Here is a 3500-nt window from a genome sequence, read left to right on the forward strand (position 1 = left end):
GGGTCTGTCGGGCGGGCAGCGGCAGCGGCTGCTGCTGGCGCGGGCGCTGCTGGCGGATCCGCCGGTGCTGGTGCTGGACGAGCCGGCGGAGGCGCTGGACCCGGTGGCGGCCGACGCGCTGGTCCGGGATCTGCTGGCGGCGCCGGGCGGCGGGACGTTGCTGCTGGTCACGCACCGGCTCGCGGCACTGGACGCGGCCGACGAGGTGGTGGTGCTGGATCGGGGCCGGGTGGTGCAGCGCGGCCGGCACGGTGAGCTGCTCGCGGTGGCGGGCGCGTACCGGGACCTGTGGGAGGCGGAGCTGCTGGCCGCGTGAGGACCGCCGCACAGACCGCGGATTGGTCCGGTCCGACTCCTGTTGATTGGACTTTCTCGGAAGACCATTGCCTGGGCCACGGTGGTCTCATGGACACCACGATGACGACGGGGCCCGGCGGTGCGGGGCCGGGCGGTTACGTGCACGGCTACTCGGGCCGCGAGGCGCGGCGGCTCGGCGACCAGGCCGACACGCTGGCCGGGCTGCTGCACGAGGGGACCTCCTACCCGGCCGGGAGCCGGGTGCTGGAGGCCGGCTGCGGGGTCGGCGCGCAGACGGTGCACCTGGTGGCGCGCTCCCCCGGCGCGCACCTGACCGCCGTCGACGTCTCGGCGGCGTCGCTGGCCGAGGCCCGCGCGCGCGTCGCCGCGTCCGGTCCGGGCGCGCGGGTCGCGTGGCTGCGCGCCGATCTGCACGAGCTGCCGTTCGGGGACGGCGAGTTCGACCACGTGTTCGTGTGCTTCGTCCTGGAGCATCTGCCCGATCCGGGCGCCGCGCTGGCGGCGCTGCGGCGGGTGCTGCGGCCGGGTGGGACGCTCACGGTGATCGAGGGCGATCACGGGTCGGCGTTCCTGCATCCCGACAGCGCCCACGCCCGCGCGGCGATCGGGCACCTGGTGACGCTGCAGGACCGGGCCGGCGGGGACGGCCTGATCGGGCGGCGGCTGCGGCCGCTGCTGACCGGCGCCGGATACGAGGACGTGGTGGTCTCCCCCAGGACCGTGTACGCCGACGCGTCGCGTCCCGCGCTCGTGCGGGGGTTCACCCTGGACACCTTCACCGCGATGGTCGAGGCGGTGGGTGCCGAGGCCGTCGCGGCGGGGCTGTCCACGCCCGCCGGCTGGGACCGCGGTGTGGCGGACCTGCGGCGTGCGGCGGACGAGGACGGGACGTTCTGCTACACGTTCTTCAAGGCCGTCGCCGTCCGCCCCGCGTGAGGGTGAGGCGTGCGGGCGCCCGGTTCGCTCCGGGTGGGGGCCGGTGAGGGGCTCGGCCCTCGGCGCGAGCCCCCCACCGGGGTCTGTGCCGTTCTGCGGGCCGCTCCCCCGGGGCGCCCTGCAGTGCCCCGGGGGATGCGTTGGCCCTTCCTGTCAACGCGGGACTGGTGGTGGCGGCCGGGTCCCGGGCCGGGAGATCTCACTCATCTGCGGTCAGTCCCTCTCCACTCGTCCGCGGGGATAGCGGCGGGCGCGGCGGTACCCGACCAGTTCCCCGTCCGCGTCGACCTCGGTCTCGTAGATCGCGAGGATGTCGGCGGAATCGGGGATGCGGCGGGTCTCCACGACCTCCACCTGGACGCGCCAGCCGTCCTCGCCGGCGCGTTCCAGGCCCACCACGCTTTCGGCGCTGCGGCCGGTCATCGCGGTGACATGCTCGGCCGCGCGTTTGGCGGCCTCGGACGCGGACATCATGGCGGGCCTCCTAGCCGCCGCCGGCGAGGCGGGCCTGCTCGCGCGCACGGCCCTCGTTGAGGCGCTGGATCAGCTCCTCCTCGCGTTCGGCGGCCTCCTCCTCGGTGATCTCCCCGGCGGCGACCTCGTCGGCGACCTGCTGCATCTCCGCGGCGATGCGGCCCGGGTCGTACAGCTGCGCCTCGGCCTGCTCGGTCAGGGTCTCGGCCAGCCACATCACGCCGCGTACGGGCGCGAGGGGCAGCGTCACCAGCCCGGTGAACAGTCCCATCGTCATTCCTCCGGGACGAAGTCGTAGGGCGGAAGCGGTCCGATGAGCCGGACCTTGACGCGCTCGGCGTGGTCGCCGGCGAGCTTTTCGACGGCCTGCTCGAACTCGGCGCGCCGGTCGGCGTGGACCAGGAACGAGGCGTCCAGGACGTCCTCCTCGCGGGCGGGCGTCTTGGTGACGGCGGCCTCGGCGGCGGGGGCGGCGCCCTCCAGCAGCGTCCGGCCGTCGGACTCGCGCATCCGCTCCATCGTCTGGGCGATCAGCTCGCCGAGGCGGATCCGGTCGTAGTAGACGGCGTCGGCGGCGTCGGGCGGGACCTCCCGCAGCCGCTGCGACAGCTCGGCGATCTCCGCGTCGCCCGCCATGATCTCGCGCAGGACCGCGTCCTGGACGTAGGTGGCCTTCACCCGCAGTTCGACCATGCCGTCGAGCTGCTCCAGGATCTGCCCGAACCGGTCGGAGTTCCCGGCCAGCAGTTCCTTCTCCACGGCCTCGCGGTCGGCCAGTGCCGCGCCGAACCGGAACGGCAGCACGACGGTGCCGGCGTCGACCAGGGCGTTCAGGACGCGCTGGTGGGCGACCAGGTCGGCGCGTTCGCCGAGGGCGCGGCCCTGCGGCAGGTCGCTGACGATCGCGGCGCACACGCCGCCGTCCTCGACCAGCGTCACCGGCTTGTCGTCCAGGCCGGGCACGTCACCGGGCAGGGGGGCGCCCGAGCGGGTCACGCCGTAGATGTACTGCGGCGCCCGGTCGTCCTGGGGGGTGTCCCCGGGGGTGTTGCCGCCGGGGGACTGCGGCGTGGTCATGACTCTTCGTCCTCCTTCTTGCGGGACGAGCGGCGCCTGGCGGACTGCTTGTCCTCGTCGGAGTCCTCGTCGCCGCCGAAGGTCTCCTTCAGGCGTTCCCCTGCGCCCTCCAGGGCGCCGCGGGTCTTCTTCTTCGCGCCGGACTCCTGCATCCCCTCGACGAACTGCGGCAGCCCCTGCGAGGTGCCGTCGTGGGCGATGTCGAGGCGGTTCACGGCCTCGGCGAAGCGCAGGTAGGTGTCGACGCTGGCGACGACGATCCGCACGTCGACGGTGAGGATCTCGATTCCGACCAGAGACACCCGGGCGTACAGGTCGATGACCAGTCCCTTTTCCAGGATCAGGTCGACCACGTCGGCGAGGCCGCTGCCGGAGCCGCCGCGCTGGACTTGGCTGGTGCCCGAGGTCTGCTGGGCGATCGGCCCAGTCATGTCATATCTCCCTGTGTGTGGGGGTCTGGTGGTATTCGGGGGTTTTCCGTTCCGTGCACGCCACCTCTTTACCCCCACCGATCTGCCTAAACAGGTCACCGCGATTCGGTCACCCCCCGGTCAAAAGCGCACGTCCCCGGGGGGCGGCCGAAGGGGCCGTCCCCCCGGGGACGTACGCGAAGCCGCGCCGGGGCGGGTCAGGATTTCCGGGTCACCGGTGCCCGCGGGCGGATGCGGCGGGTACGGGCGGGTGCGGGCGGGTCA

Annotated in this window: 6 protein-coding genes; 2 read left to right on the forward strand and 4 right to left on the reverse strand. The window is 73.8% G+C overall.

Annotated features, from left to right (window positions below; genetic code table 11):
- Together E1289_RS36885 and E1289_RS36890 are read left to right on the forward strand one after the other, a co-directional pair.
- Positions 1 to 316 (forward strand): ATP-binding cassette domain-containing protein (locus tag E1289_RS36885; RefSeq protein WP_131988711.1); only part of this gene is annotated, 316 nt, incomplete at its 5' end.
- A gap of 89 nt (positions 317 to 405) precedes the next feature.
- Complete coding sequence (locus tag E1289_RS36890; RefSeq protein ID WP_207929408.1) at positions 406 to 1254, forward strand: methyltransferase domain-containing protein; 849 nt, start codon at positions 406 to 408, stop codon at positions 1252 to 1254.
- Between the two features lie 213 nt (positions 1255 to 1467).
- Here the strand turns inward: E1289_RS36890 and gvpO are convergent, their stop codons facing one another.
- The 4 genes from gvpO to gvpJ are packed head-to-tail and all read right to left on the reverse strand — an operon-like array spanning position 1468 to position 3236.
- Complete coding sequence (gene gvpO, locus E1289_RS36895) at positions 1468 to 1728, reverse strand: gas vesicle protein GvpO (protein WP_131988713.1); 261 nt, start codon at positions 1726 to 1728, stop codon at positions 1468 to 1470.
- A gap of 10 nt (positions 1729 to 1738) precedes the next feature.
- Positions 1739 to 1999: a gas vesicle protein GvpG gene (locus E1289_RS36900; RefSeq protein WP_131988715.1), complete on the reverse strand. Its 261-nt coding sequence runs from the start codon at positions 1997 to 1999 to the stop codon at positions 1739 to 1741.
- 2 nt (positions 2000 to 2001) lie between these two features.
- Complete coding sequence (locus E1289_RS36905; RefSeq protein WP_131988717.1) at positions 2002 to 2805, reverse strand: GvpL/GvpF family gas vesicle protein; 804 nt, start codon at positions 2803 to 2805, stop codon at positions 2002 to 2004.
- Positions 2802 to 3236, reverse strand: coding sequence for a gas vesicle protein GvpJ (gene gvpJ / locus E1289_RS36910; RefSeq protein WP_131988719.1), 435 nt, complete (start codon positions 3234 to 3236; stop codon positions 2802 to 2804). Before gvpJ ends, E1289_RS36905 begins: the two co-directional genes overlap by 4 nt.
- Positions 3237 to 3500 lie beyond the last annotated feature (264 nt).

The organism is Actinomadura sp. 6K520 (assembly GCF_004349245.1).
In the GTDB taxonomy this organism is placed as follows: domain Bacteria; phylum Actinomycetota; class Actinomycetes; order Streptosporangiales; family Streptosporangiaceae; genus Spirillospora.